A 25,925-nucleotide genomic window follows, 5' to 3' on the forward strand; every position below is an offset into this window, starting at 1 on the left:
TAACCTGACACCCTGGATCAGCCCCCAGCGCCCAGGGCATGCTCCGTGTGTGGGGTGGGCGGGTTGCCGCTGCCACTGGCAGAGTTCACGCGCGAGACCATGACCTGGTCGATGCGGTAGCTGTCCACGTCCAGCACCTCGAACTTGTAGCCGCCCCAGCTCACGCTGTCGGTGCGTCGTGGCACGCGGCGCAGCATCACCATCAGGAACCCCGCCAGGGTCTCGTACTCGCCGGTGTGCGGCAGTTCATCGAGCGACAGCGCGTGCAGCACATCTTCAATGGGCGTGACGCCATCGATGAGCCACGAATCCTCGTCGCGCCGCACGATCTGCTCTTCGTCCGCCGGGCCCACCAGGTCGCCCATCACGGTGCTCATCACGTCGTTCAGGGTGACCACGCCGACCACCAGGCTGTATTCGTTCACGATGACAGCAAAGTCCTCGTGCACCTGGCGGAACTGCTCCAGCACCTCCGACAAGGTCAGGCGGTCCGGCACGATGAGCACCTTGCGCACCAGGCTGTCGTCGGCCAGCGAGATGGGCTGGTTGTTGAGTACGCGCTGGAACAGGTCTTTGGCGTCCACATAGCCCACCACATGGTCGATGTCGCCCTCGCACACGGGGTAGGTCGAAAACGGTTCGGCCGCAATGCGCAGGCGGATGACGGAGTCGGGCTCGTCCCGCAGAAAGAACGCTACCCGGTCGCGGGGCGACATGGCGCTGGACACGGTGCGTGTGTCCAGCTCGAACACATTGGTGATGACCTGCTGCTCCCGCGCGGCCAGCACGCCGGCACGCGCGCCTGCCTCCATCATGGCCAAGATGTCGTCCGAGGTGATGCGGTCATCGCGCAGCGACGACAGCCCCAGCACGCGGAACAGCGCATCGGCCCCCCGGCTGTAGAACCACACCAGTGGCCGCAGCAGCGTCGTGCACCAGGCCATGGGCTGCGCCAGGCGCACCACGAGCCGCTCTGGCTCGGCCATGCCCAGGCGTTTGGGGAACAGGTCGGCAAACAGGATGAACAGCGAGGTGATGACCAGGAAGGACGCCAGAAAACCGGCCTTCTCTGCTGTCGATTCAGACAGCCACAAGCTGAACAACGCGCTGAAGTGCGGGCTCAGCGCCCCTTCGCCCACGATACCGCCCAGGATGGCCACCGCGTTTTGCCCCACCTGCACCACGGTGAAATAGTCGCCCGGCTGCTCCTGCATGCGCAGCACGCGGCCTGCGCGCGCGTCGCCCTCGTCGGCCATCTGCCGCAGGCGCAAACGGCGTGCAGCGGCGAGCGAAATCTCGGCCATGGAGAAGAAGGCGCTGGCTGCGATCAGCAGCCCGATGACAAAAAGGCTTTGGGACAGGGTCATGAAGAGGGAGGGCAGCGCAGGCCAAGGCACAGCGGCCACCCGAGTGTATCTGTGCGCCCTGCGGGCGGCCCCCGCAGCGCACCGTGCGCTGGGGCAAAGCACCCGCTGTGGGTTACTGCACGAAGCCGATGCGGCTGCGGCCAGAGGCCGCCTTGGGCAGATCGGTGATCTCCACCGTGCTGCGCCGGTCCAGCCGTGCATTGCCAAAACCCGTCATCAGCGCCCGCCGCATCTCGCGCGGTGGCATCTGGGCCAGGTGGTCTAGCACATCGTCCAGCGGATCGGGGTCCAGCAGACGGCCCCAGTCGTGCCCCGCGCGGATGCCTTGGTACAGGTTGCGGGCGATGGTGCGGGCCTGCTCTAGCGTGGGCGCCTCCACCTCGAACACGTTCATGCGGTTCAGGATGGGGTCGGGAATGCCGCGCGTGTCGTTGGCCGTGGTGATCCAGATCACCTGGCTCGCGTCGATGGCCACCTCGGCAAACTCGTCGGTAAAGCTCTGGGCTGTGTCGTGCTCCAGCAGGCTGTACAGCGCGCCCAGTGGGTCGTACTGCGCATCGCTGCTGGCCTTGTCGATCTCGTCCACCACGATCACGGGGTTGGCGTATTCGCCCTCTACCAGCGCTTCAAACACCTTGCCAGGCCGCGCGCCCTTCCACTGGGCCGACGAGCCCGACAGCAGCCAGCCGGCGGTCATCGAACTCATGGGCAGCAGGTTCATGCCCGTGCCCAGCAGCTCGGCCAGGTGGCGTGCAAAGTGGGTCTTGCCGATGCCGGGCGGGCCCAGCAGCAGCATGGGCGTGACTTCCAGCCCGTCGCTGCTGTCCTGCGCCAGCGCCACGTGGCGCTTCACGTCGTCCAGCACCTCGGTGAAGTTGGGCAACTGCTCATACAGGCTGGCCATGTCGGGGATGCCCGAGGGCTTGACCTGAAAACGCTCTGGGCCGCGCTCCAGCATGCGTTCGTACACGGTGCGCAGGGTTTCGTATTCGCGCTGGTTGCCCGACTCTTGCAACCGGGCCAGCTTGCGTTCCACATCACCCGGATGGAACACGTTGCGCATCTGGGCCACCGGCAGGCGCAGGGCGGGAGACTGGGGAACAAGGCTATGGCTGGTCATTGCATGCTCCTGTGATGGTTACGTCACGCAATCATTCAAGCACACAACATGCCCGCCGCTCCACCGGAAAAGCCCCTGATTGGTGCCTCTGTTGCGGGCAAACAAAAAGGCCGCCCGAAGGCGGCCTGATGGCGGGTGGCGCAACAGCTGCGTCGATCAGCCTTCGGTGCCCAGCACCTGCTTGAGTTCACCCGATTCGTACATCTCCATCATGATGTCCGACCCGCCAATGAACTCGCCCTTCACGTACAGCTGGGGGATCGTGGGCCAGTTGCTGTATTCCTTGATGCCCTGGCGGATGGCGTCGTCTTCGAGCACGTTGACGGTGACCACGGCCTTGGGGTCCACGCCGCAGGCCTTGAGGATCTGGATCGCGCGACCGGAGAAGCCGCACATGGGGAAGCTGGCGCTGCCCTTCATGAAAAGCAGGACCTCGCTGGATTTGACGAGGGCGTCGATGCGTTGTTGGGTGTCGCTCATGGGTAAAACTCCTTGAAAGAGGCGGGCGGGCCTGGGTGGGGTAGGGCCCGCAATGGGGTGGATTATTTCACTGTCTGCGTTAGGGCGTGTCACCCTTTAATTTCCCCACGCGAAAGCCATCCAGGCCGCGCAGTGCTAGGCGCCCTGAGTACCGTGTAGCCTTGGCTACACAAGCGAAGGGCAACGACGCATTGCGCGGCCTGGATGGCTTTCCCTTCGGGCTGGCTACGCAATGCGGCGTCTGCTTTGTCGGGCGGCTTGCCAATAGCCCGCTATTGGCTGCGCCATCCTTCGCGCATCCATCCGCATTGCGCAGCCAGCGCGTGGGGAAATTAAAGGGTGGCACGCCCTGGTGGCCACTGCCCGCCCGTGCAACGCGCAATGCCAGCGAGGTCATTGCGGCTTTGTACCTGGGCAAAGCCCTGGGCGGCCAGCAGCGCCTGTACCGCGTCTGCCTGGTCGTAGCCATGTTCCAGCAGCAGCCAGCCGCCGGGCTGCAGGTGGGCGGGCGCCTGGGCAATGATGGTGCGGATATCGTCGAGCCCGTCTGCGCCACTGGCCAGGGCCTGCAGCGGTTCGTGCGTGAGCGCGGCCAAGTGCGGGTCGGCGCTGGGGATGTAGGGGGGGTTGGAGACGATGGCGTCGAACAGGCCCTCCACGCCAGTGAGCCAGTTGGCTGGCTGAAACTGCACGGGCAGGCCCAGCCGCGCCCCGTTGGCCTGGGCCACTGCCAGTGCGTCGGCGCTGGCATCCACCGCCAGCACCTGGGCGTCAGCGCGCTGGCTTTGCAAAGCCAGCGCAATCGCGCCGCTGCCGGTGCCCAGGTCCACCACGCGCGGCGATGCCAGCGGGGCGATCAGTTCCAGCGCCCAGTCCACCAGCGTTTCGGTGTCGGGGCGCGGGTCCAGCACGCGGGCGTCCACCTGCAACGGCAGGCCGTAGAACTCTTTGCGCCCCGTGAGGTAGGCCACGGGCTCGCCTGCCAGGCGGCGCTGGCACAGGGCCATGAACTGGCCATGTGCGGTTTCGTCCATCGCGTCCGTGTCGTGGGCCAGCAGCCAGGCGCGGCCTGCGTCGGGGCGGGCCAGGGTGTGCAGCAGCAGCAGTTGCGCGTCGATGCGTGCCAGGCCCAGCGTGTGGGCCTGGGCCAAAGCCTGGGCGAGGGTGGGGGTGGCAGAGGTCACTATGGTTTTGATAGCTGCTTGGGCTTGATGGTCGAGCGCAGAAGGCCTATTTGACTCAAATTCTGGACGGCGCTCAGCCTGTGGCGCCCATCTCCAGGTCTTCCAGCTGCTCGGCCTCGCGGGCATGCTGCAGGGACTGCAGCACATCGCCCAGATCACCTTCCATCACATACAGCAGCTTGTACAGCGTGAGGTTGATGCGGTGGTCGGTGAGCCGTCCCTGCGGGAAGTTGTAGGTGCGGATGCGGTCGCTGCGGTCGCCGCTGCCGATCAGGCCCTTGCGCAGCGCGGCCTCCTTGGCGGCGCGCTCGCTGCGCTCTTTCTCCTGGATGCGCGCCTGCAGCACCTGCAGCGCCTTGGCCTTGTTGCTGTGCTGGCTGCGGCCGTCCTGGCATTCGGCCACGATGCCGGTGGGCAAGTGCACCACGCGCACGGCCGAGTCGGTCTTGTTGATGTGCTGGCCGCCCGCGCCCGATGCGCGGAAGGTGTCGATGCGCAGGTCGGCCGGGTTGAGTTTGATGGCTTCGTGCTCGTCGGGCTCGGGCATCACCGCCACGGTGCAGGCGCTGGTGTGGATGCGGCCCTGTGTCTCGGTGGCGGGCACGCGCTGCACGCGATGGCCGCCGGATTCGAACTTGAGCGCGCCATAGACGTGGTCACCCTCAATGCGCAGCACGATTTCCTTGTAGCCACCCAGCTCCGCCGCGTTCTCGCTCACCACCTCCACCTTCCAACCCACGTTGGCGGCGTAGCGGGTGTACATGCGTGTGAGGTCGCCTGCGAACAGGGCCGATTCGTCGCCGCCCGTGCCTGCGCGGATTTCCACAAAGGCGTTGCGCGCATCGTCGGGGTCCTTGGGCAGCAGCAGGCGCTGCAGTTCATCCTCCAGCTGCAACAGCTCGGCCTCGGCACTGGTAATTTCTTCCTGCGCCATTTCGGCCATGTCCGGGTCGGCCAGCATCTCGCGGGCGCCCGCCAGGTCGGCCTCGCGCTGCTGGTAACGGGCGTAGCGGCCTGCGATCTGCGTGACCTCGGCATGCTCGACGGAGATGCGGCGGTACTGCGCCATGTCGCTCATGATGTCTTCGCGCGAGAGCAGGAAATCGAGTTCGCCCAGGCGTTGTGCGTAGCGCTCCAGCTGGCTTCGGAGAAAAGGTTTCATGGGATAGGGAAAGATGATTTGCTACAATTTTTGTAGCTTCTGGCGCTGATCCATCAGGCGCCAGGGGCCGATTTGGCGTGAAATCGGGGCGGGCGGGGAGCGGGCGAGCGCCGCTACAGCCCGTTGGTGTTGTTGGTGGTCTTGCTCTGCGAGCGCAGGAACAGGCGCGAGACGGTCTGGGCCGTCTGGGCGCGCACCTCGGCGTCGCCCGCGCGCAGCTCGGCCAGGGTGCCATGCAGCATCTTTTGCGTGAGGCCGCGCGACAGCGCTTCGAGCACGGCGTCCACGTCCTCGCCCTTGGCCAGCAGCTTCTTGGCGCGGGCGATTTCCAGCGCGCGCCACTCGTCCGTCTGGGCGTTGAGCTGCTGGATCAGCGGCACCACGCCACCCTCGGCCGCGGCGGGGCTGCGCAGCTCCATCCAGTGCATGAAGCTTTGCACGCCTGCGTCGATGATGGCTTCGGCCTGTGCCACGGCGGCCTGGCGGTTGGCTTGCGCGGTCTGCACCACGGTGGCGAGGTCGTCCACGGTGTACAGGTACACGTCGCCCAGGGCCTTGACTTCGGGCTCGATGTCGCGGGGCACGGCCAGATCGACCATGAACATGGGGCGGTGGCGGCGCTTCTTGAGCGCACGCTCCACGGCGCCCAGGCCGATGATGGGCAGGCTGCTCGCGGTGCAGCTGATCACAGCGTCGAATTCGTGCAGGCGCTCGGGCAGGTCGGCCAGGCGCATCACCTCGCCGCCAAAGCGGGTGGCGAGCTTCTCGCCGCGCTCCAGCGTGCGGTTGGCAATCGCGATCTGCTTGGGGTTCTTGGCCGCGAAGTGCGTGGCGCACAGTTCGATCATCTCGCCCGCGCCCACAAACAGCACGCGGATCTTGCCCAGGTCTTCAAACAGCTGCCCGGCCAGGCGCACGGCAGCGGCGGCCATGCTGATGCTGTGCGCGCCAATTTCGGTGCTGCTGCGCACTTCCTTGGCCACGGCAAAGCTGCGCTGGAAGAGCTGGTTGAGCGTGGTGCCCAGGGCACCCGCCGTTTCGGCGGCACGCACCGCGTCTTTCATCTGGCCGAGGATCTGCGCCTCGCCCAGCACCATCGAATCCAGCCCGCTGGCCACGCGGAACGCATGGCGCGCCACCAGGCTGTCTTCCAGGGTGTAGGAGTGCGAGCGCAACAGCGCCGGGCTCACGCCGCCGCTGTGGGCCAGCCAGCCCAGAGTGTGGTCCATGGCGGGCTGGTCGCCTGCGCAGTAAATTTCGGTGCGGTTGCAGGTGGAGATGATGGCGGTTTCGACGCCCGGGTGGCGGCTGGTACCACCGCCAGAGTGGCCCAGCGACTGGCGCAGGCCCTGCAGCGTGGGCGCGATATGGTCGAGCGCAAACGCGAACCGGCCGCGCAGGTCGAGCGGCGCGGTGGTGTGGTTGATCCCGAGGGCCCAGACTGCCATAGCTGCCGATTATAAAATTGTTGGCCCGGGCAGGCGGCCTTGCCTGTTCAAGCCTTGATTTGGGTCAATTCATGGGTCCCCTCGACATCCTCAACCACCTGCTGAACTTTGTGGCGCCCGCCGCTTTTGTGGCCTTGCTGCTGGTGTGGGGTGGGCGGCTTTTGGGCGCCAAGGGCGCAGCCCTGGCCATCTGGCGCCAGTGGGCCGTGGTGTTTGTGGTGGGCCTGGTGGTGCTGGCCGCAGGGCTGGCTCTGTGGGGGCGCGACGGCAAGATGCTGACCTATGCCGCGCTGGTGGTGGCCATGGCCACCTGCCAATGGTGCCTGCTGCGGGGCTGGAAGGGCTGACTGCCCCAGGTGTCTGCCGGGCCCGGAGAGGCCCCGTGTTTTCAGGGAGTTTTCGGGGGCCAAATGCCGCTGAGAATCGGGGCATGCCCCCGGGGCCCGCGCAACGCGCGCCCGGTGCTTTTTTCCCCCAACTCCGGAGACACAACAATGAAATCCAAGATCGCGCTGAAAACCTGTTGGGCCCTGGCGGCCGGCCTGCTGCTCTCCGTGGCGGCATCGGCGCAAACCGCTGCCAGCTTTCCGTCCAAGCCCGTGCGCATCGTGGTCGGTTTTCCGGCGGGTGGCCCGCTGGACCAGCATGCGCGCCTGTTGTCCGACCGGCTGCAGGCCGTGCTGGGCCAGCCGGTGGTGATGGATTACAAGGCGGGCGCGGGCGGCACCGTGGGGGCGCAGGATGTGATGAAGGCCCCGCCCGACGGCCACACGCTGATGCTGGCCAACACGGGCGTGATGGTGATTAACCCGGCGCTGTACAGCCGCCTGCCGTATGCCACGCTCAAGGACTTCACACCGATTGCGCGCACCGCCATGCAGCCGCTGGCGCTGCTGGTCAACCCCAGCGTGCCCGCCAAGAACCTGCAGGAGTTCATGGCGTATGCCAAGTCGCGGCCCGGCCAGGTCAACTTCGGCTCGGCGGGCAACGGTGGCATCAGCCACCTGGTGCCCGAGATGTTCAAGACCGCCACGGGCCTGTTCATGGTGCACATCCCCTACCGGGGCAGCGCGCCCGCGTTCACCGACCTGATGGGCGGCCAGGTGCAGTTCATGGCCGAGAGCATTCCGCAGGCCGCTGCGTACCACAAGCAGGGCAAGGTGCGCGCCCTGGCCGTGACCAGCAAGGAGCGTAACCCCGCGCTGCCCGATGTGCCCACGGTGATCGAGAGCGGCATCAAGGGCTTCGAGGTGGTGGGTTTCTACGGCTTTCTAGCGCCCGCAGGCACACCCAAGGACGTGGTGGCCAAGCTCAGCGATGCCTTCGGCCAGGTGATGCAGTCGCCCGACGTGAAGAGCCGCATGGTGAGCCAGGGGGCCGACCCGGCGTTTCTGGGCGCGGACGATTTCGCGAAGTTCCTGGCCGCCGAGATGCCGCGCTGGGCGGATGCGGTGAAGAAGTCGGGCGCGAAGCTGGACTGACCCCCTGAGGCGCTGCGCGCCTTCCCCCTGAAGGGGGACGCCACCCCTGGCCCGGCGAAGCCGGTTCCACGGTGGCGCTGGCTTGGGGTGGGGTTCTTTAAGCCGTGGCGGGAGAGAAGAAGTCCACGCGGTCGGTAATGATGCCGTCGGTGCCAAGCGCGATGAGGCGCTGTGCGGCCCAGTCGTCGTTGACGGTGTAGCTCAGGGTGCGCATGCCCAGGCCCTTGACCTGGGCCACCATGGTTGCGTCCCACAAGGCGTGGTTGCAAACGATGGCCACGCAGCCCAGCCGCTGGGCCACGTCGGCCCAGCCCTCCCACAGGGTGTCGAGCAGCAGCGCGCGCGGGATGTGGGGCGCGGCGGTCTTCGCACCCTCCAGCGCATCGGGCTGGAAGGATGAAAACAGTGGCGGCACGGCCTGACCTTGCCACAGGCGCGCGGCGTGTTCGCCGACCACCTTGCCAGTGGTGGCTTCGGTCCCCGGCGTGGGCTTGATCTCGATGTTCAGCAGGAACCCGTTGGCGATGCAGTAGCGCGCCAGGTTTTCCAGTGTGGGCAGGGGCTCGCCCGCGTGGCTGCGCGAATGCCAGCTGCCCGCGTCCAGCTGCGCGAGCTGGCTCCAGGGCAGGTCGCCACCGGTGCCGTGGCCGCTGGTCGTGCGGTTGAGCGTGGCGTCGTGCATGAGAAATGGCACGCCGTCAGCGCTGAGCTTGGCATCGCACTCGAACATGCGGTAGCCATGCTGCGCGCCCAGGCGAAACGCGGCGAGGGTGTTTTCAGGGGCCAGCTTGCCAGCGCCTCGGTGGGCGATCCAGCGGGGGTAGGGCCAGGTGGGGGACATCGTCGAATTGCCTTGTACCTTGTAATGTGCGCGGCGCGCTGCTGTGGATACTGGCGCGGACCCTGGCGCGGGACGCCGAGAAAGGGCCGCCCCGCATCGAGGGCGTCGTCCCCCTTCCCGGCGCAGCCGAGAGAAGGGGGAAGCGGCGCAGCCGCTCAGGGGGTTGTCACTTGCGCTTCCCCGTGGTGGCATCAAACGCATGCAGGCGGTCGGTGCGGGGCTGCACGTGGATCACGGTGTCGGGCGCCGGGGCATGGGTGCCTTCTTCCACGCGCACGATGACCTGTTCGCCGTTGATGCGGCCATAGATCAGGCGCTCGGCGCCCAGCAGTTCCACGGTTTCCACCGTCACGGCCCAGCCTTCGCTGCGCACGTCCAGGTGCTCGGGGCGGATGCCCAGGATGGTGCCGGGCTGCACGCCGGGCGCGTTCTTGAGCAGGTTCATGGGTGGCGAGCCGATGAAGCTGGCCACAAAGGTGGTGGCGGGCGTGTGGTAGACCTCTTCGGGCGTGCCGAACTGTTCCATGTTGCCCGCGTTCATCACGATCATGCGCTGCGCGAGCGTCATGGCTTCGACCTGGTCGTGCGTCACGAACAAGCTGGTAATGCCCAGTTCGCGGTGCAGCTTCTGGATTTCGAGGCGGGTCTGGGCGCGCAGCTTGGCGTCCAGGTTGGACAGGGGCTCGTCGAACAAGAACACCTGCGGCTGGCGCACGATGGCGCGGCCCATGGCCACGCGTTGGCGCTGGCCGCCGGACAGCTCGCGGGGCTTGCGCTCCAGCAGGTGCGAGAGTTCGAGGATCTTGGCGGCCTTGTCCACGCGGCGCTGGATTTCATCCTTGGGCACCTTGGCGATCTTCAGGCCATAGGCCATGTTCTCGAAGTTCGTCATGTGGGGGTAGAGCGCGTAGTTCTGGAACACCATTGCGATATCGCGCTGGGCGGGTTCCAGGTCGTTCACCACACGGTCGCCAATGCGCAGTTCGCCACCCGAGATTTCTTCCAGGCCCGCGACCATGCGCAGCAGCGTGGATTTGCCGCAGCCCGAGGGGCCGACGATCACGACGAATTCGCCGTCCTTGATCTCGGCGTTCACGCCATGGATGACTTGGTTGGCCTTGGGCCCGTGCCCGTAGCGCTTGATGATGTTGCGAAGAGAGAGAGATGCCATTTTGCTATTAAATTAGTAGCTGCTAGCGCAGATGGATAAGGCGGTAGGGGCTGTTTTGGCTTGTGTTTTTGTCACTTTTCCGTATCCACCAGACCCTTGACGAACCAGCGCTGCATCACCACGACCACAAAGGCCGGGGGCAGCATGGCCAGGAGGGCTGTGGCCATCACGATGTTCCACTCGTTGCCTGCGTCGCCGCCAGCAATCATGCGTTTGATGCCGATGACCACGGGGTACATGTCTTCGGACGTGGTCACGAGCAGCGGCCACAGGTACTGGTTCCAGCCATAGATGAACTGGATCACGAACAGCGCAGCAATCGAGGTGCGTGACAGCGGCACCAGGATGTCCTTGAAGAAGCGCATGGGGCCCGCGCCGTCCACCCGCGCGGCTTCGACCAGCTCGTCGGGCACGGTGAGGAAGAACTGGCGGAACAGGAAGGTGGCCGTGGCCGAGGCGATCAGCGGCACCGTGAGGCCCGCATAGCTGTTGAGCATGCCCAGGTTGGAGACGACCTGGTAGGTGGGGCCGATGCGCACTTCCACCGGCAGCATCAGGGTGATGAAGATCAGCCAGAAGCAGATGCCCTTGAAGGGAAAACGGAAGTACACGATGGCAAACGCCGACAGCAGCGAGATTGCGATCTTGCCCACGGTGATGACGATGGCGGTGACAAAACTCACCCACATCATGCGCGCCACGGGCGCGGTGGAGCCCGCGCCCGAGCCGCCGCCAAACAGCGTGTCGTGGTAGGTCTGCCAGAAGTTGCCACCGGGCACCATGGGCATGGGCACCTGCACGATGTCCTGCGCCGTGTGGGTGGAGGCCACAAAGGCCAGGTACAGCGGGAAGCCGACGATGATCACGCCCAGCACCATGATGAGGTGCGAGAACGCGGTGAGATAAGGACTGCGTTCAACCATTTCAGTACTGCACTTTCTTCTCGACGTAGCGGAATTGGATGACCGTCAACACGACGACGATGGCCATCAGCACGACCGACTGCGCTGCCGAGCCGCCCATGTCCATGGCCTTGAAGCCGTCGTGGTAGACCTTGTAGACCAGGATGGCGGTGTCGCGCCCCGGGCCACCCTGCGTGGTGGCGTCCACGATGGCGAAGGTGTCGAAGAAGGCATACACCACGTTGATCACCAGCAGGAAGAAGGTGGTGGGCGAGAGCAGCGGGAACTGGATGCTCCAGAACCGGCGCCAGGGGCCTGCGCCGTCGATGGCGGCCGCCTCGATCAGCGACTTGGGAATGGACTGCAGGCCTGCCAGGAAGAACAGGAAGTTGTAGGAGATCTGCTTCCACACGGCGGCAATCACGATCAGCGCCATCGCGTGGTCGGAATTGAGCATGTGGTTCCAGTCAAAGCCCGACTGGCGCAGCATGTAGGCCACCACCCCCAGCGAGGGCGAGAACATGAACATCCAGAGCACGCCCGCCACAGCGGGTGCCACGGCATAAGGCAGCAGGAGCGCGGTCTTGTAGACCATGGCGCCCTTGATGATGCGGTCGGCAAAGATCGCCAGCATCAGCGACAGGCAGATGCCCACCGTTGCCACCAGTATCGAGAAGAAGGCCGTGGTCTTGAACGAGGCGAGGTAGCCAGGGTCTTCGAACAGGTGCTTGAAGTTGTCCAGCCCCACCCATTCGGTGGACATGCCGAAGCTGTCCTGCATCTGGAAGGACTGCACCAGGGCCTGGCCTGCAGGCCAGAAAAAGAAGACGCTGATGATGACCAGCTGGGGTGCCAGAAGCACCCACGGCAGCCATGCAGAGCGGAAAAGTACGCGTTTTTCCATGTCGGAACTCTCAAAAAGAAAACCCCGCCGCCCCGTGAACCATGGTGGTTGACGGGGCGGCGGGCTTTCGACGCCACCTGGCAGTGTTGCCAGACGGTATCGGCAGATGCTAGGCAGCGTTTACTTGTTGGCGCGTGCGAAGCGGGCCAGCTGCTCATTGCCACGGGTCACGGCCGTGTCCAGGGCTTCCTTGGGCGACTTCTTGCCCGACCAGATTTGCTCAGTTTCCTCGTCGATGATCGAGCGGATCTGCACGAAGTTGCCCAGGCGGATGCCGCGCGACTTCTCGGTCGCCTTCTTGATCATCTGTGTCACGGCCACGTCGGTGCCGGGGTTCTTGGTGTAGAAGCCCGATGCCTCGGTCAGCTGGTAGGCACCCATGGTCACAGGCAGGTAGCCCGTGCGCTGGTGGCTGGCGGCCTGCACCTTGGTGTCGTTCAGGAAGTTCAGGAAGTCGGCCACGCCCTTGTATTCCTCGGCCTTCTTACCAGACATCACCCACAGGCTGGCGCCGCCGATGGCAGTGTTCTGGGGTGCGCCCTGCACGTCAGAGTAGTAGGGCAGGGTGGAGATGCCATAGGCGAACTTGGCTTCCTTGGCCACGCGGGCGTACAGGCCCGACGAGCCGGTGATCATGGCGCATTCGCCCGAAGGGAACGAGGCATCAGGAATGTTGCCACGGCCCTTGTAGACGAAGCTGCCTTCCTTGGAGGCCTTGGCCAGGTTCTCGAAGTGGCGCACGTGCAGGGGGGTATTGATCTGCAGTTGGGCGTCGTTGCCGTCAAAACCGTTGTTCTTGGTGGCGAACAGGGTGTTGTGCCACAGCGAGAAGCTTTCCAGCTGCGTCCAGCTGATCCAGCTGGTGGTGAACGGGCAGCTGTGGCCGCTGGCCTTCAGCTTGGACGCTGCAGCGAACACTTCGGGCCAGGTCTTGGGCGGCTTGTCGGCGTCCAGGCCTGCCTTCTTGAAGGCGTCCTTGTTGTAATAAAAGATCGTGGTGGAGCTGTTGAGCGGGTAGCTCAGCATCTGGCCGTTGGGGGCGGTGTAGTAACCGGCCACGGCCGACACGTACTGGGTGGGTTCGAACTTGAAGCCGCCGTCGTTGAGCACCTTGGCTGCGGGCACGATGGCGCCCTTGCTGGCCATCATGGTGGCGGTGCCCACTTCAAACACCTGCAGGATGTGGGGGGCATTGCCGGCGCGGAAGGCCGCGATGGCGCCTGTCATGGATTCGTCATAGGTGCCCTTGTAGGTGGGCACCACCTTGTACTTGGTCTGGCTGGCGTTGTATTGCTTGGCCAGGTCATTGACCCATTCGCCAAGCGCTGCGCTCATCGAATGCCACCACTGAATCTCTACCGGTTGTTGCTGTGCTTGTGCCGGGGCACAGACGGACAGCGCGATGGCCGCAGAGAGCGCCAGATGCTTGAGTTGCATGTATGTATCTCCAAGAATGACGAAATGCACAAAGGCCGGAGGGTAGGCAGCCAATGTGACGGGAGTGTGTCGTTGTCGCAGACGCAGTTGCCTGTAACAACGGGGGAAACCCCGTGGGGTACCCGCAAGGGGAGCGATTGTGACCTTTTTGTGACAGTCTCGCAGCCAATTGCCCGGTGCTGCAAGGTTTTGTGCGTTGCAGCATGCTTGGTGCATAGTGGCGTTCGCCATTTCACGGGCCGCGTTTTTCCTTCCCGGGGGTTGCGGCCTCCTTTTTTAAACCAATCCCTCTAAAGCCATGGCCCTCAATTCGCTCGACAAGAACAAGATCAAATTTTTGTTGCTGGAGGGCATTCATTCCTCTGCGGTGGATGTGATCCGGGCAGCGGGCTACACCCAGATCGAGACGGTGTCTGGCGCACTGCCGGACGAGGAACTCAAGCGCAAGATTGCCGATGTGCACTTTGTGGGCATCCGCTCGCGCACGCAGCTCACCGAAGAAGTGTTTGCCCAGGCGCACAAGCTGGTGGCCGTGGGCTGTTTTTGCATCGGCACCAACCAGGTAGACCTGAACGCGGCGCGGGAGCGTGGCATCGCGGTGTTCAACGCGCCGTATTCCAACACCCGCTCGGTGGCGGAGCTGGTGCTGGCCGAGTCCATCCTGCTGCTGCGCGGCGTGCCCGAGAAAAACGCTGTGGCGCACCGGGGCGGCTGGCTCAAGAGCGCCGACAACGCCTACGAGATCCGGGGCAAGACGCTGGGCATCGTGGGCTATGGCTCCATCGGCACGCAGCTGTCGGTGCTGGCCGAGGCGCTGGGCATGCACGTGGCCTTTTTTGACGTGGTCAACAAGCTGCCTCTGGGGAATGCGCGCCAGGTGCAACACCTGCACGACCTGCTGGGCCAGAGCGACATCGTGAGCCTGCATGTGCCCGAACTGCCGTCCACCGAGGGCATGATCGGCGCCGCCGAAATCGCTGCCATGAAACCGGGCGGCATCCTCATCAACGCGGCGCGGGGCACGGTGGTGGATATTGAAGCGCTGGCCGGGGCGCTCAAGGCTAAAAAGCTGCTGGGTGCGGCCATCGACGTGTTCCCGGTCGAGCCACGCACCAACAAGGACGAGTTCCAGTCGCCCCTGCGCGGGCTGGACAACGTGATCCTGACACCGCACATCGGCGGCTCCACCATGGAGGCCCAGGCCAATATTGGCCTGGAGGTGGCAGAGAAGCTGGTGAAGTACAGCGACAACGGCACCAGCACGTCCTCGGTCAACTTCCCCGAGGTGGCGCTGCCCGCCCACCCCGGCAAGCACCGCCTGCTGCACATCCACCGCAACGTGCCAGGGGTGTTGTCCGAAATCAACCGCATTTTTTCGGACAACCAGATCAACGTCTCGGCCCAGTACCTGCAGACCAACGAGAAGATCGGCTATGTGGTGATCGACATCGACGCCGCCTCGTCCGACCTGGCGCTGGACAAGCTGGCCAAGGTCGGCGGCACCCTGCGCAGCCGCGTGCTGTTCTGACGTTGGCGCTGGGCATTGCCCGGCCGTTTGGCGTTGTGTGGCTTCCCCCTGCCCGGCAGGGCGGAGGCCGGTGGCTTAAAATCGCGCCCCCACCCCAGGTAGACCCCCATGAATGTACCGATCGCGTTGGCGGCCTTGCAGACGCAGGCCGCCGAGCCCGCCCGTCTGCGTGAAATTCCTTATAACTACACCTCGTTCTCCGACCGGGAGATCGTGATCCGCCTGCTGGGCTCCGCCTCCTGGGATGTGCTGGACCAGCTGCGCAAGGAGCGCCGCACGGGCCGCTCGGCCCGCATGCTGTACGAGGTGCTGGGTGATATCTGGGTGGTGCAACGCAACCCCTATCTGCAGGACGACCTGCTGGACAACCCCGGCCGCCGCAAGCTGCTGGTGGAGGCTCTGCACCACCGCTTGGCCGAGATCGAAAAACGCCGCACCCCGGCCGATGACGCCGGGCGCGACCGCCTGGTGGGCGAGCTGGTCGTGGCCGCGCGCCGCGCCGTGACCGAATTCGATGCCAAGTTCGAGCAGGCCACGCAGCTGCGCCGCCAGATCCAGAAAACCCTGGGGCGCCTCACGGCCAAGGACAACATCAAGTTCGACGGCCTCTCGCGTGTGTCCCACGTGACCGATGCGACCGACTGGCGCGTCGAGTACCCGTTCGTGGTGCTCACCCCCGACACCGAGGTGGAGATGGCGGGCCTGGTCAAGGGCTGTATCGAACTGGGCCTGACCATCATTCCCCGTGGGGGCGGCACTGGCTACACCGGCGGCGCGATCCCGCTGACGTGGAAGAGCGTGGTCATCAACACCGAAAAGCTCGAAGCCATGACCGAGGTGGAAATGCGCCGCCTGCCGGGCCTGGACCGCGAGGTGGGCACGGTGTGGACCGAAGCCGGCGTGGTCACCCAGCGCGTGGCCGACGCGGCAGAGCGCGCAGGTTTTGTGTTCGCCGTGGACCCGACCAGTGCCGAGGCATCGTGCATTGGCGGCAACATTGCCATGAACGCGGGCGGCAAGAAGGCCGTGCTGTGGGGCACCGCGCTCGACAACCTGGCCAGCTGGCGCATGGTCACTCCCGACGCCCAGTGGCTGGAGGTGACGCGCCTGGACCACAACATGGGCAAGATCCATGACGTGGACGTGGCGACCTTCGAGCTGCAGTATTTCGAGGCCGACGGCAAGACACCCGTGCGCACCGAGCGTCTGAGCATCCCAGGCCGCACCTTCCGCAAGGAAGGCCTGGGCAAGGACGTGACGGACAAATTCCTGGCGGGTCTGCCCGGCATCCAGAAGGAAGGCTGCGACGGCCTCATCACCAGCGCGCGCTGGGTGGTGCACCGCATGCCCGAGCACACACGCACCGTGTGCCTGGAGTTCTTCGGCAACGCCAAGGACGCCGTGCCTTCGATTGTGGAAATCAAGGACTTCATGTTTGCCGAGCAAAAGCGCAGTGGCGTGTTGCTGGCCGGGCTGGAACACTTGGACGACCGTTACCTGAAGGCTGTGGGCTACGCCACCAAGAGCAAGAAGGGCAATGGTGGCCTGCCCAAGATGGTGCTGATTGGCGACATTGCCGGTGACAACGCCGATGACGTGGCCCGCGTCACCAGCGAGGTCGTGCGCCTGGCCAACACCCGCAGCGGCGAAGGCTTTGTGGCCATCACGGCCGATGCGCGCAAGAAGTTCTGGGCCGACCGCAAGAAGACGGCGGCCATTAGCCGCCACACCAACGCCTTCAAGATCAATGAAGACGTGGTGATCCCGCTGCCGCGCATGGCCGAGTACACCGACGGCATCGAGCGCATTAACATCGAACTGAGCCTGCGCAACAAGCTCAAGCTGTGCGACGCGCTGACCGAGTTCTTCGAACGCGGCAACCTGCCGCTGGGCAAGCACGACGCCGACGATGAAGTGCCTTCGCCCGAACTGCTGCAAGACCGCGTGGCCCAGGCCATCGCCCTGGTCGAAGAGGTGCGCGCCCTGTGGCAAGGCTGGTTGCACGATGTGGAAACCCTGTTCCCCCAGCTGCAGGATCACACGCTGCGTGCGAGCTGGAAGACCCAGTTGCGTGCCCCGCTGCAAGGCATCTTCACCGGTGCGGCCTTCAAGCCCACCCTGGACGAGGCCGTGGCCATTCACAAGCGCGTGCTCAAGGGCCGCGTATGGGTGGCGCTGCACATGCACGCGGGCGACGGCAATGTGCACACCAATATCCCCGTCAACAGCGACGACTACGAGATGCTGCAGACGGCGCACGAGGCCGTGGCGCGCATCATGGTGCTGGCGCGCAGCCTGGATGGTGTGATCTCGGGCGAGCACGGCATCGGCATCACCAAGCTCGAATTCCTGACCGACGACGAACTGCGCCCATTCGCGCAGTACAAGCAGAAGGTGGACCCGGAAGGCCGCTTCAATAAGGGCAAGTTGCTCCGAAATCAGGAGCTATCAGGCCATGATGGAAGCGCGGAAGGGGCGAATTTAGCCTCGAATTCTGGCGTGATGCACGCGGATCTGACCAACGCCTACACCCCGAGCTTCGGCCTGATGGGCCACGAGTCGCTGATCATGCAGCAGAGCGACATCGGCGCCATTGCCGATTCGGTCAAGGACTGCCTGCGCTGCGGCAAGTGCAAGCCCGTGTGCTCCACGCACGTGCCACGTGCCAACCTGCTGTACAGCCCGCGCAACAAGATCCTGGCCACCTCGCTGCTGGTAGAGGCTTTCCTGTACGAAGAGCAGACGCGCCGGGGCGTGAGCATCAAGCACTGGCAGGAGTTTGAAGACGTGGCCGACCACTGCACGGTGTGCCACAAGTGCGAGAGCCCTTGCCCGGTGAAGATCGACTTTGGCGACGTCACCATGAACATGCGCAACCTGCTGCGCAAGATGGGCAAGAAGACCTTCCGCCCCGGCAACGCGCTGGCGATGACCATGCTCAACGCCACCAACCCGGACACCATCAAGTTTATGCGCAGCGCCATGGTGGACGTGGGCTTCAAGGCCCAGCGTGTCGCGGTGGACCTGCTGCGCAAGGTGGCCCGCAAGCAGACCGGCAAACCGCCTGCGACGGTGGGCACCGCGCCCGTCAAGGAGCAGGTGATCCACTTCATCAACAAGAAGCTGCCCGGCGGCCTGCCCAAGAAGACGGCGCGCGCGCTGCTCGACATCGAGAACAAGGACTACGTGCCCATCATCCGCAACCCGGCCACCACCACGGCCGAGACGGAGGCGGTGTTCTATTTCCCCGGCTGCGGCTCGGAGCGGTTGTTCTCGCAGGTCGGTCTCGCGACCCAGGCCATGCTGTGGCATGCGGGCGTGCAGACGGTGCTGCCACCGGGTTACCTGTGCTGCGGCTACCCGCAGCGCGGCAGCGGCCAGTTCGACAAGGCTGAGAAGATGATCACGGACAACCGTGTGCTCTTCCACCGTGTGGCCAACACGCTCAACTACCTGGACATCAAGACCGTGGTGGTGAGTTGCGGCACCTGCTACGACCAGTTGCAGGGCTACGAATTCGGCAAGATCTTCCCGGGCAGCCGCATCATCGACATCCACGAGTACCTGCTCGAAAAGGGCATCCAGCTGCAAGGCAAGGGCGCATACCTGTACCACGAACCCTGCCACAACCCCATGAAGCAGCAGGACTCGCTGAAGACTGTGAAGGCGCTGGTGGGCGAGCAGGTCTTGAAGAGCGACCGCTGCTGCGGCGAGTCGGGCACGCTGGGCGTGACCCGGCCCGACGTGTCCACACAAGTGCGTTTCCGCAAGGAAGAAGAAATCCGCAAGGGCGAGGCCAAGCTGCGCGAAAGCGGCGCCGTGGCCGCCCAGGACAACGTGAAGATCCTCACCAGCTGCCCCAGCTGCCTGCAGGGCCTGAACCGCTACCAGGACGACCTGCAGAACGGCTTGCTCGAAGCCGACTACATCGTGGTCGAGATGGCGCGCGAGATTCTGGGTGAGAACTGGATGCCGGAGTATGTGGAGCGCGCCAACGGCGGCGGCATCGAGCGGGTGCTTGTCTGATGGCGGACATGGCGTGCCCCCTGTGCGCGGAAGACGGCGGCGCGCTCATTTGGCGCGGTGAACGTTTGCGCGTGATCCGCGCCCAGGAGGCGGGCTTCCCGGCCTTCTACCGCGTGGTGTGGAACGCACATGTGGCCGAGTTCTCAGACCTGTCGGCCGCCGAACGCGCCCATTGCATGGAGTCGGTGACGGTGGTGGAACAGGCCCTGCGCGAGCACTTGGCCCCCACCAAGGTCAACATTGCTGCGCTTGGCAACATGGTGCCCCATCTGCACTGGCATGTGATTGGCCGGTTCAGTTGGGACAGTCATTTCCCGTCGCCCGTGTGGGCGCCCGCCCAGCGGCCCAGCCCAACCGCGCAGGAAGACGCCGTGCGTGCGCTGCTGCCAGCGCTGGAGGCGGCCTTGCGTCTGCGGCTGGCAGAGCTGCCCTTGCTTTGATCAAGCCCCTGGCGGCACGGTGCCCGGCCCTTGCCGGTCGCGATGGTGGGGCTCGGCCACAATCCACAACACAGTTTTCTCTTATCAGGGGAGTCCCATGGCAGGTTTGAAAGCAGGCGCGCCCACGCCGCAAGCACTCACGGTGCACGAGACCTCGCGGGTGCTGGAGGTCGGGTTTTCCGATGGCGCCACCTTCCGTATTCCGTTCGAATTGATGCGCGTGTATTCGCCCTCGGCCGAGGTGCAGGGCCACGGCCCTGGCCAGGAGGTGCTGCAGACGGGCAAGCGCGATGTGGCGCTGGTGAACCTGGAGCCCGTGGGCAACTACGCCGTCAAGCCCACGTTCTCTGACGGGCACGACAGTGGCATCTTCACCTGGGACTACCTCTACGAACTGGGTCAGCAGCAGGAAGCCCTGTGGGCCCAGTACACCGAGCGCCTGGCGGCCGCCGGGGTCGATCGCGACGCCCCAATGCTGCCCAAAGGTGGTGCTGGCGGCCATGGCTGCGGTAGCCACTGAGCGCGGCCACAGAAGCCCTTGTTGACTGGTTTGCTATTAAAGAAAGAGCTGCAAAGCCAATATGGACAGGCGGTAGCGGCTGTTTTTCTTTGAATGGCGTTGTCCAAATTGCGACACAAGCCCCATTTCGGTGCGGGGTTGTCGCTGTACCTCTGGCGCTTGCGCGCCTAGCATGAAACTTATGAGCACGACCCACTTTGGTTTTCAGTCGGTGGATGAGCAGGACAAGGCCCGCCATGTGCGCGGTGTGTTCGACTCGGTGGCCTCCAAATACGACGTGATGAACGACCTCATGTCGGCGGGCCTGCACCGTGCCTGGAAGGCCTACACCGTGATGGTGGCCAACCTACGCGAAGGCAGCCAGGTGCTGGACATCGCGGGGGGCACGGGCGACTTGTCGCTGGCCTTCGCCAAAAAGGTGGGCGCCACCGGCCGGGTGGTACACACCGACATCAACGAAGCCATGCTGCGCGTGGGCCGCGACCGCCTGATCGACGCGGGCGTGGTGCTGCCCACCCTGGTGTGCGATGCAGAGAAGCTGCCGTTCCCCGACGCGCATTTCGACGTGGTGAGCGTGGCGTTTGGCCTGCGCAACATGACACACAAGGACCAGGCGATTGCCGAGATGTGCCGCGTGCTCAAGCCGGGCGGCAAGCTGCTGGTGCTGGAGTTCTCGAAAGTGGCCAAGCCGCTGGAGAAGGCCTACGACTGGTATTCGTTCAAGGTGCTGCCCCAGCTGGGCAAGCTGGTGGCGGGCGACGATTCCAGCTACCGCTATCTGGCCGAATCGATCCGCATGCACCCGGGGCAGGAAGAACTTAAAAGCCTCATGCAAAAAAATGGCTTTGGGCATGTGGACTATCACAACATGACGGGGGGAATTGTGGCCCTGCATGTTGGAATCAAGTGCTGAGCATGTTGCTCGGTGATTAACGGAGACGGAGAAGTCATGATGAAACTGTGGTCTGTGGTGTTGGTCGCGATGCTGGCGTTGGCACACGCAGATGCTGATGCCCGGCGACTGGGTGGTGGCAAATCGACGGGCAAGCAGTCGAGCAACGTGACGCAGCGCGAGTCGGCCACGCCGCCGCCCGCCACGCCTGGCGCCCCCGCCCAGAATGTCAACAGTGCTGCAGCGCCCAAACCGGCGGCTGCACCCGCGGCCACGCCCGCAACACCGGCCAAGAAGCCCTGGGGTGCCATGCTGGGCGGCCTGGCAGCGGGTCTCGGTCTGGCCTGGTTGGCCAGCTCGTTGGGGCTGGGTGCAGGTTTTGGCAACATCCTGATGATCGTGCTGCTGGCCGTGGCAGCGTTTGTGGTCTTCAAGCTGGTGATGCGCGCGCGCAGTGGGGCGGGCAATGGCGGTGGCGCAGCGGCTGGCGGATCACCGTTTGCCTTCCAGGGCGCAGGCGCGGGTGGCGGGGCCGCAACGCCTGCGGCGGCGCAAGTTCCTCCGCAGTACAGCCCCAACAACGTGGGCAACGATGCCTCGGCGCGCCCCTGGGAGCGCAACAGCATGGCCTTTGACGCCTCGCGTGGTGCACAGGGCGGCGGCGTCGGTGCAGGTGTGGTGATTGGTTCGGGCCTGTCGGGTGCACAGAACTGGGGTGTTCCGGCCGACTTCGATACCGAAGGTTTCCTGTCGGCCGCCAAGCGCAACTTCGTCACGCTGCAGGCTGCGTGGGACCGCTCGGACATCAGCACCCTGCGCTCCATGATGACGGACGGCATGCTGGACGAAATCCGCACGCAGCTGACCGAGCGTGAAGCCCACCGGGGCGCACAGCCCAACCACACGGACGTGGTCATGATCGAAGCCCAGCTGCTGGGCATCGAAGACCTGGGCGACGGCTACATGGCCAGCGTGGAGTTTTCCGGCATGATCCGCGAGGAGCCCTCGGCCGGCCCGAGCCCGTTCCGCGAGGTGTGGAACATGACCAAGCCCAAGGCCGGCAGCAGCGGCTGGCTGGTGGCAGGCGTGCAAGCCCTGCAGTAAAGAAAGACGCAAGCCCCTGTGCAAGGGGCTTTCCAGTTCAGGGAATAATCGGGGACTATGGCAACACCACAGTCCCCTTTTTCTTTTCTGGACGGCCTTTTCGAGCGCGTGGCCGCCGGTCCGCAACCCCCGCAATGGCTTGTGCATGAGGTGCAGCAGCGTCTGGTGCTGTTCCTCAACCATGTGCTGATGCAGGAAAAAGAGGCCATGGACCGCCTGGTGCGGCAAAAGGGCCGCGTTGCCCGTGTGCAGTGGCGGGTGTATTCGCTGGCGCTTGTCATCACGCCTGCGGGCCTGTTCAACCTGGTCCCCGAGACGGCTGTGCCGGATCTGCAGCTGCACGTCACCGAAACCTCCCCCTTCACCCTGGCCCAGGGCGCGTTGCGCGGCGACAAGCCCGCCATCCGCATCGAAGGCGATGTGCAGCTGGCGGCCGAGATCAACTGGCTGGTGGACCATGTGCGCTGGGATGTCGAGGAAGACCTGGCCCGCGTGATCGGTGACGCACCGGCCCACACTGTGGCCCAGGTGGCCAGCCGTGGTGCCCAGGCACTGCGCCAGTTTGTGGGGGCGCGCATGGCTGGCGCATCGCCATCGCCCGCGTCCGCCGCACCGCTGGCCCCGGCCGCGCCCTTGTCGCCCCATGCAGGCAACGACCGGGCCGACGCATGAAACGCTTTTTGCGGGGGGTAGCCATCCTTTGGGTGGTGTTCCGATATGGCCTGGATGGCCTGGTGCTCGACAGCTTCCAGAAGCCCTGGCTGCGGATGATCTCGCGCATCCTGTCGGTCGGGCGCAATCTGGAAGCACCGCGCGGCCAGCGGCTGCGTGAGGCGCTGGAGAGCCTGGGGCCCATTTTCGTGAAGTTCGGCCAGGTGCTCTCCACGCGCCGCGACCTGTTGCCCCCCGATATCGCCGACGAACTGGCGCGCCTGCAGGACCGCGTCCCGCCCTTCGATCCGGATGTGGCCATTGCTACCATCGAGCGCGCCTTCCGCAGGCCCGTGGGTGAGGTGTTTGTCTCGTTCGACCGCACACCCGTGGCCAGTGCTTCGATCGCCCAGGTCCACTTTGCCACGCTGCGCGACCGCCAGGGGGTGGAGCGCGAGGTGGCAGTCAAGGTGCTGCGCCCCGGCATGCTGCCGGTGATCGAGAAGGACCTGAGCCTGATGCGCATGATGGCCGGATGGGTGGAGAGCCTGTCGGCCGACGGCAAGCGCCTCAAGCCCCGCGAGGTGGTGGCCGAGTTCGACAACTACCTGCACGACGAGCTGGATTTGGTGCGCGAGGCCGCCAATGCCGCGCAGCTGCGCCGCAACATGCAGGGGCTGGATCTGGTGCTGATCCCAGAAATTTTCTGGGACTTTTGCCACGCCGAGGTGATGGTGATGCAGCGCATGAACGGCGTGCCCATCAGCCAGATCGACCGCCTGCGCGAAGCGGGCGTGGACATCCCCAAACTCGCACGCGACGGCGTGACCATCTTTTTCACCCAGGTGTTCCGTGATGGGTTCTTCCATGCGGACATGCACCCGGGCAACATCCAGGTCAGCCTGGACCCCGCCACCTTCGGTCGCTATATCTCGCTCGATTTCGGCATCGTGGGCACGCTCACCGAATCGGACAAGGAATACCTCGCCCAGAACTTCGTGGCCTTCTTCCGCCGCGACTACAAACGGGTGGCCGAGCTGCACATCGAAAGTGGCTGGGTGCCGCCCGAGACCCGGGTGAACGACCTCGAATCGGCCATCCGTGCGGTGTGCGAACCGTATTTCGACCGCCCGCTCAAGGAAATCTCGCTGGGCATGGTGCTGATGCGCCTGTTCCAGACCTCGCGGCGCTTCCATGTCGAGATCCAGCCGCAGCTGGTGCTGCTGCAAAAGACCTTGCTCAACATCGAAGGCCTGGGCCGCGAGCTGGACCCGGACCTGGACCTGTGGAGCACCGCCAAGCCCTTCCTCGAAAAGTGGATGCTGGAGCAGATGGGGCCCCAGCGCCTGTGGCGCGAGCTGCGCGCCGAGGCGCCGCACTACGCCAAGCTGGTGCCGGAGCTGCCGCGCCTGCTCTATGACGCACTGCGGCAGCGGCCCGCCGACCAGCAGCATTTGCTCAAGGAACTGCTGGAGACCCAGAAACGCACCAACCGGCTGCTGCAGTCCATCATCTATGGCGGTGTCGGATTTGTGCTCGGCCTGCTGGCCATGCAGCTCTTCATGCGGATCCGGGTGTTCTGAGGCACAAAAGTTGCCTTCATAATCCGCTGCGACTTTTGTTACGAATTTGGAGAAGGGGCCAGAACCCCTCGGTCTTCCCGGTGCAGCCGCGCGGCCGCACGCTGTGCCTGCCGCGCGTCCTGTTTATTTCGCAACCCCCTTGGAGCTTCGGAGCGGCACCATGCTGTTGTCTTTCATCGTTCTGTATCTGCTGATTTCGATTGGTGTGGGCCTGTATGCCGCGACCCGCGTGCACAACACGGCCGACTATGCGGTGGCGGGGCGCAGCCTGCCCCTGGCCGTGGTGATCGCCACCACGTTTGCGACCTGGTTTGGATCGGAAACCGTGCTGGGGGTCTCGGCCCGCTTCGTCAGTGGAAACCTGGGGGCGGTGGTCGAGGACCCCTTCGGCGCTTCGATGTGCCTGGTGCTGGTGGGTTTCTTTTTTGCCTACAAGCTCTACCAGAAGAACCTGATCACGCTGGGTGACTACTACCGACAGCGCTACGGGCGGGTGATCGAGGTGGCCTGCTCGGCCATCATCATGTTCAGTTACCTGGGCTGGGTGGCGGCGCAGATCACTGCCCTGGGCCTGGTCTTCAACCTGCTCACGCAAGGGGCGGTGTCGATCACCATGGGCATGGTCATCGGCACGCTGGTGGTGCTGATTTACACGCTGTATGGCGGCATGTGGTCTGTGGCCATGACCGACTTCGTGCAGATGATTGTGATCGGCGTGGGCTTGCTGGCCATTGCCTGGTTTGCTGCCGACCTGGCGGGGGGCGCTGGCAAGGTGGTGGAATACGCGGCGCGTGAGGGCAAATTCCAGTTTTTCCCGAGCGGAGGGCTCAAGGAGTGGACATTCTTCATTGCCGCCGCCATCACCATGATGCTGGGCTCCATCCCGCAGCAGGATGTGTTCCAGCGCGTGATGTCTTCCAACAGCCCTGAAACGGCGCGCAAGGGCCCCGTGATTGGCGGGATGCTGTACCTGCTGTTTGCCTTTATCCCCATGTTTGTGGTGACGGCCGCTGTGCTGGTGATGCCCGAAACGGCGCAGACGCTGCTCAATGAAGATCCGCAGAAGGTGCTGCCGACCCTCGTGATGGAGCGTATGCCCATCATGCTGCAAGTGGCCTTTTTTGGCGCATTGCTGTCGGCCATCATGTCCACGGCGTCCGCCACCCTGCTGGCGCCCTCGACGACGTTTGTGGAGAACATCCTGCACAACCTGCGCCCCGGCATGACCGACCAGCAGACACTCAAGGCCATGCGGATCTCGGTGCTGGTGTTCACCGCTTGTGTGCTGACCTATGCCATCACCATGCAGGGCACCTCGATTTATGAGCTGGTGTCCGGTGCCTACCAGGTGCCTTTGGTAGGTGCCTTTGTGCCGCTGGTTTTTGGCCTGTACTGGAAACGTGCCACGACCCAAGGGGCGCTGCTGGCCGTGGCGATGGGTCTGGGCGTGTGGCTACTGTTTGTGGCCAGCCCCATGCTGTCGGAGGCGTTCCCGCAGCAGCTCGCTGGTGTGCTGGCCGCGCTGGTGGGCATGATCGGGGGTTCTCTGGCGCCGCAGTGGATTGATGACCACAAGGGCCACGTCACCCACTACGAAGGCAGCGCCCGCTGAGTGCTTGGCCCCTGTGCCCATGGCGCGGGGCTTGAGGAGCAGGCATGCCGCCTATAATTGAGGGTTTTGCAC

General features: G+C 64.8%; 22 protein-coding genes. 11 read left to right on the forward strand and 11 right to left on the reverse strand.

Translation table 11 applies throughout. The features are described from left to right. Positions 1-17: 17 nt before the first annotated feature. From ACSQ3O_RS04980 to hemA, 6 genes are all read right to left on the reverse strand, one after another. Positions 18-1,367, reverse strand: a complete 1,350-nt coding sequence (locus ACSQ3O_RS04980; RefSeq protein ID WP_436138057.1) for a hemolysin family protein — start codon at positions 1,365-1,367, stop codon at positions 18-20. 112 nt (positions 1,368-1,479) lie between these two features. Beyond that, positions 1,480-2,487: an AAA family ATPase gene (locus tag ACSQ3O_RS04985; RefSeq protein ID WP_436138058.1), complete on the reverse strand. Its 1,008-nt coding sequence runs from the start codon at positions 2,485-2,487 to the stop codon at positions 1,480-1,482. A 156-nt stretch (positions 2,488-2,643) separates the two neighbouring features. Then, positions 2,644-2,967, reverse strand: coding sequence for a Grx4 family monothiol glutaredoxin (gene grxD / locus ACSQ3O_RS04990; protein ID WP_436138059.1), 324 nt, complete (start codon positions 2,965-2,967; stop codon positions 2,644-2,646). Positions 2,968-3,299: 332 nt separating this feature from the next. Next, positions 3,300-4,151, reverse strand: a complete 852-nt coding sequence (prmC, locus tag ACSQ3O_RS04995) for a peptide chain release factor N(5)-glutamine methyltransferase (protein ID WP_436138060.1) — start codon at positions 4,149-4,151, stop codon at positions 3,300-3,302. Between the two features lie 73 nt (positions 4,152-4,224). Then, positions 4,225-5,313, reverse strand: a complete 1,089-nt coding sequence (gene prfA, locus ACSQ3O_RS05000) for a peptide chain release factor 1 (RefSeq protein ID WP_436138061.1) — start codon at positions 5,311-5,313, stop codon at positions 4,225-4,227. Between the two features lie 113 nt (positions 5,314-5,426). Beyond that, positions 5,427-6,761 (reverse strand): glutamyl-tRNA reductase, encoded by a 1,335-nt coding sequence (gene hemA / locus ACSQ3O_RS05005; protein ID WP_436138062.1) that lies wholly within the window; start codon positions 6,759-6,761, stop codon positions 5,427-5,429. Between the two features lie 71 nt (positions 6,762-6,832). On the opposite strand from hemA, the gene ACSQ3O_RS05010 reads away from it, so the two are divergent. Beyond that, positions 6,833-7,108 (forward strand): hypothetical protein, encoded by a 276-nt coding sequence (locus tag ACSQ3O_RS05010; RefSeq protein WP_436138063.1) that lies wholly within the window; start codon positions 6,833-6,835, stop codon positions 7,106-7,108. A 147-nt stretch (positions 7,109-7,255) separates the two neighbouring features. Further along, on the forward strand, positions 7,256-8,242 hold the full coding sequence (locus ACSQ3O_RS05015; protein WP_436138064.1) for a Bug family tripartite tricarboxylate transporter substrate binding protein: 987 nt from the start codon (positions 7,256-7,258) through the stop codon (positions 8,240-8,242). A 97-nt stretch (positions 8,243-8,339) separates the two neighbouring features. Here the strand turns inward: ACSQ3O_RS05015 and ugpQ are convergent, their stop codons facing one another. From ugpQ to ugpB, 5 genes are all read right to left on the reverse strand, one after another. Next, positions 8,340-9,083: a glycerophosphodiester phosphodiesterase gene (gene ugpQ / locus ACSQ3O_RS05020; RefSeq protein ID WP_436138065.1), complete on the reverse strand. Its 744-nt coding sequence runs from the start codon at positions 9,081-9,083 to the stop codon at positions 8,340-8,342. A gap of 166 nt (positions 9,084-9,249) precedes the next feature. Next, on the reverse strand, positions 9,250-10,254 hold the full coding sequence (gene ugpC, locus ACSQ3O_RS05025) for a sn-glycerol-3-phosphate ABC transporter ATP-binding protein UgpC (RefSeq protein ID WP_137746758.1): 1,005 nt from the start codon (positions 10,252-10,254) through the stop codon (positions 9,250-9,252). A gap of 71 nt (positions 10,255-10,325) precedes the next feature. Then, the gene (gene ugpE / locus ACSQ3O_RS05030) at positions 10,326-11,177 is read right to left on the reverse strand and encodes a sn-glycerol-3-phosphate ABC transporter permease UgpE (RefSeq protein WP_137746757.1); all 852 of its coding nucleotides are present in this window, start codon (positions 11,175-11,177) and stop codon (positions 10,326-10,328) included. 1 nt (position 11,178) lies between these two features. After that, positions 11,179-12,060, reverse strand: coding sequence for a sn-glycerol-3-phosphate ABC transporter permease UgpA (gene ugpA / locus ACSQ3O_RS05035; protein WP_137746756.1), 882 nt, complete (start codon positions 12,058-12,060; stop codon positions 11,179-11,181). Positions 12,061-12,180: 120 nt separating this feature from the next. Then, positions 12,181-13,497, reverse strand: a complete 1,317-nt coding sequence (gene ugpB / locus ACSQ3O_RS05040) for a sn-glycerol-3-phosphate ABC transporter substrate-binding protein UgpB (RefSeq protein ID WP_137746755.1) — start codon at positions 13,495-13,497, stop codon at positions 12,181-12,183. Between the two features lie 298 nt (positions 13,498-13,795). Here ugpB and serA point away from each other — a divergent pair, with 298 nt between their 5' ends. The 9 genes from serA to ACSQ3O_RS05085 all read left to right on the forward strand — a co-directional run bounded on the left by serA (position 13,796) and on the right by ACSQ3O_RS05085 (position 25,853). Beyond that, positions 13,796-15,025, forward strand: a complete 1,230-nt coding sequence (gene serA / locus ACSQ3O_RS05045; RefSeq protein WP_436138066.1) for a phosphoglycerate dehydrogenase — start codon at positions 13,796-13,798, stop codon at positions 15,023-15,025. Between the two features lie 108 nt (positions 15,026-15,133). Continuing rightward, entirely contained in the window at positions 15,134-19,051 is a 3,918-nt protein-coding gene (locus ACSQ3O_RS05050) for a DUF3683 domain-containing protein (RefSeq protein WP_436138067.1), read from the forward strand. 8 nt (positions 19,052-19,059) lie between these two features. Beyond that, positions 19,060-19,491 carry an HIT family protein gene (locus ACSQ3O_RS05055; protein ID WP_436138068.1) on the forward strand — a complete coding sequence of 144 codons (432 nt, stop codon included), beginning with the start codon at positions 19,060-19,062 and terminating at the stop codon, positions 19,489-19,491. Between the two features lie 97 nt (positions 19,492-19,588). Beyond that, positions 19,589-20,011, forward strand: coding sequence for a gamma-butyrobetaine hydroxylase-like domain-containing protein (locus tag ACSQ3O_RS05060; protein WP_436138069.1), 423 nt, complete (start codon positions 19,589-19,591; stop codon positions 20,009-20,011). A gap of 181 nt (positions 20,012-20,192) precedes the next feature. Further along, the gene (gene ubiE / locus ACSQ3O_RS05065) at positions 20,193-20,924 is read left to right on the forward strand and encodes a bifunctional demethylmenaquinone methyltransferase/2-methoxy-6-polyprenyl-1,4-benzoquinol methylase UbiE (protein ID WP_298457474.1); all 732 of its coding nucleotides are present in this window, start codon (positions 20,193-20,195) and stop codon (positions 20,922-20,924) included. A gap of 36 nt (positions 20,925-20,960) precedes the next feature. Continuing rightward, positions 20,961-22,007 carry a Tim44 domain-containing protein gene (locus ACSQ3O_RS05070; protein ID WP_436138070.1) on the forward strand — a complete coding sequence of 349 codons (1,047 nt, stop codon included), beginning with the start codon at positions 20,961-20,963 and terminating at the stop codon, positions 22,005-22,007. Positions 22,008-22,064: 57 nt separating this feature from the next. Then, positions 22,065-22,679 carry a hypothetical protein gene (locus ACSQ3O_RS05075; protein WP_436138071.1) on the forward strand — a complete coding sequence of 205 codons (615 nt, stop codon included), beginning with the start codon at positions 22,065-22,067 and terminating at the stop codon, positions 22,677-22,679. Further along, positions 22,676-24,241 carry a ubiquinone biosynthesis regulatory protein kinase UbiB gene (gene ubiB, locus ACSQ3O_RS05080; RefSeq protein ID WP_436138072.1) on the forward strand — a complete coding sequence of 522 codons (1,566 nt, stop codon included), beginning with the start codon at positions 22,676-22,678 and terminating at the stop codon, positions 24,239-24,241. Before ACSQ3O_RS05075 ends, ubiB begins: the two co-directional genes overlap by 4 nt. A 160-nt stretch (positions 24,242-24,401) precedes the next feature. After that, positions 24,402-25,853 carry a sodium:solute symporter family protein gene (locus ACSQ3O_RS05085; protein ID WP_436138073.1) on the forward strand — a complete coding sequence of 484 codons (1,452 nt, stop codon included), beginning with the start codon at positions 24,402-24,404 and terminating at the stop codon, positions 25,851-25,853. The last annotated feature ends 72 nt before the right edge of the window (positions 25,854-25,925 follow it).

Origin of the sequence: Acidovorax sp. LjRoot74 (assembly GCF_964254355.1) — a bacterium.
GTDB lineage: Bacteria > Pseudomonadota > Gammaproteobacteria > Burkholderiales > Burkholderiaceae_C > Acidovorax.